The sequence below is a fragment of the Ruegeria sp. genome (genome assembly GCF_028066395.1).
Lineage (GTDB): Bacteria > Pseudomonadota > Alphaproteobacteria > Rhodobacterales > Rhodobacteraceae > Ruegeria.
In genome coordinates, this window is sequence record NZ_JALCBM010000027.1 from 43,961 (window position 1) to 45,870 (window position 1,910).

At 61.0% G+C, this 1,910-nt stretch carries 2 protein-coding genes; one reads left to right on the forward strand and one right to left on the reverse strand.

Annotation, left to right across the window (positions count from 1 at the left end):
- Positions 1 to 247 precede the first annotated feature (247 nt).
- Positions 248 to 988: a YebC/PmpR family DNA-binding transcriptional regulator gene (locus MPJ51_RS10660; RefSeq protein ID WP_298385939.1), complete on the reverse strand. Its 741-nt coding sequence runs from the start codon at positions 986 to 988 to the stop codon at positions 248 to 250.
- 111 nt (positions 989 to 1,099) lie between these two features.
- Between MPJ51_RS10660 and MPJ51_RS10665 the strand changes: the two genes are divergently transcribed.
- Positions 1,100 to 1,910 (forward strand): SLC13 family permease (locus MPJ51_RS10665; protein ID WP_298385941.1); only part of this gene is annotated, 811 nt, incomplete at its 3' end.

The window sequence follows — 1,910 nt, forward strand, 5'->3', positions numbered from 1 at the left end:
TGCCCAGCGTCCATGCCACCTGTGACAGAATGCTTTGCCCGGCCAGAACCGGCACATTTCGTTTTGACGGATCAGAGGGTATTGCCACCGTTCACCACGTATCCACGACCCTCGGCGCGGGCCTGCTATCTGGGGTCGAGTGTATAAACTCAAATCCTTGCGGCCAAGAACTCTGTCAGGGTTCGTCAAAAACAAAACCCGGCCGTTGCAGGGCCGGGTTTCGAATTCGCGAGGTATGGCAGAGCGGTCAGAGCTGCGCCATCACCTCATCCGTGGCTTCGAAATTGGTGGTGACACGCTGCACGTCGTCGTCATCTTCCAGCGCATCGACCAGCTTCATCAGCTTTTGCATGTCCTCAAGCCCCAGCTCGGTCGTGGTGGTGGGTTTCCACACCAGCTTGGTGGATTCGGATTCGCCCAGTGCCTCTTCCAGCGCGTTCGACACGTCATTCAGGTCCGTATCGGCGCACCAGATGATGTGACCATCGTCCGAGCTTTCGACATCTTCAGCACCCGCCTCAATGGCAGCCTCGAAAATCGTATCCGCATCGCCTGCATCGGCCTGATAGATCACTTCGCCCTTGCGGTCGAACATGAACCCGACCGAGCCGGTCTCACCCAGATTTCCACCATTCTTGGAGAAAGTCGAACGCACGGTCGAGGCGGTCCGGTTGCGGTTGTCGGTCATCGTCTCGACGATCACCGCGACCCCGTTGGGGCCATAGCCTTCGTAGCGGATTTCTTCATATTCGTCGCCTTCACCGGCAACGGATTTCTTGATGGCGCGGTCGATCACGTCCTTGGGGACGGAATTCGACTTGGCCTCTTTCACCGCCAGACGCAGGCGCGGGTTCTTGTCGGGATCGGGGTCGCCCATCTTGGCGGCCACGGTGATCTCTTTCGAGAGTTTGGAAAACAGTTTGGACCGCGCGGCGTCCTGACGTCCCTTGCGGTGCTGGATATTGGCCCATTTGGAGTGGCCTGCCATAATGCGTCCTCGTCATTCGTGATTGCGTGTTTGGCGCTCATATAGACGTTTGCAGGGGGCGGGATCAAGGGATCGGCTTGCCCCTTACCGCCCGGTGGCTATGGTGGCGGTATGACGACAGATCAAATCATTCTTTTTTCCCTTTTCATCGCCGTGTTCGGAATGCTGCTGTGGGGGCGGTTCCGCTATGACCTTGTGGCCTTTAGCGCGCTGCTGATCGGCGTGGTGCTGGGCGTGGTGCCGGTCGAGAACGCCTTTGCCGGGTTCGGCCATTCCGCCACCATCATCGTGGCGCTGGTTCTGGTTGTGTCCGCCGGGCTGGTGCGATCCGGCGCGGTGTTCCTGATCACCCGCACGCTGGTCGATGCCTCGCGCGGGCTTGGGGCGCATATCGCGCTGATGGGCGGGATTGGCGCGGTGCTGTCGGCCTTTATGAACAACGTGGCGGCGCTGGCCTTGCTGATGCCGGTCGATATCCAGACCGCGCGCAAGGCGGGGCGGTCGGTGGGCCTGTCGCTGATGCCGCTGAGTTTTGCCACCATTCTGGGCGGTATGGTCACGCTGATCGGAACGCCCCCGAACATCATCATCGCCTCGATCCGCGCCGATACGCTGGGTGAGCCGTTTGGCATGTTCGATTTCGCCCCCGTAGGCGGGCTGGCGGCCATCGCCGGGCTCGCCTTTGTCGCGCTGATCGGCTGGCGCCTGATCCCCAATCGCGGCGCGCAAGAGGAAAGCTCGGAAGCGCTGGCCGAGTATATCGCGGAACTGACTGTCCCCGAGGATTCGCCCCATATCGGCAAGCGGGTCAGCGAATTGTACGAGGCGGCTGAAAAATCCGATGTGGCCATCATCGGCCTGATCCGGGACGGCAAGCGGCGCTATGGCCGGTCCGCCCATGCCACCCTGCATGAAGGCGACG

Bases quoted from the DNA above. Each gene is read 5' to 3' on its own strand.
- MPJ51_RS10660 (WP_298385939.1), bottom strand. From the start codon at position 988: ATGGCAGGCCACTCCAAATGGGCCAATATCCAGCACCGCAAGGGACGT.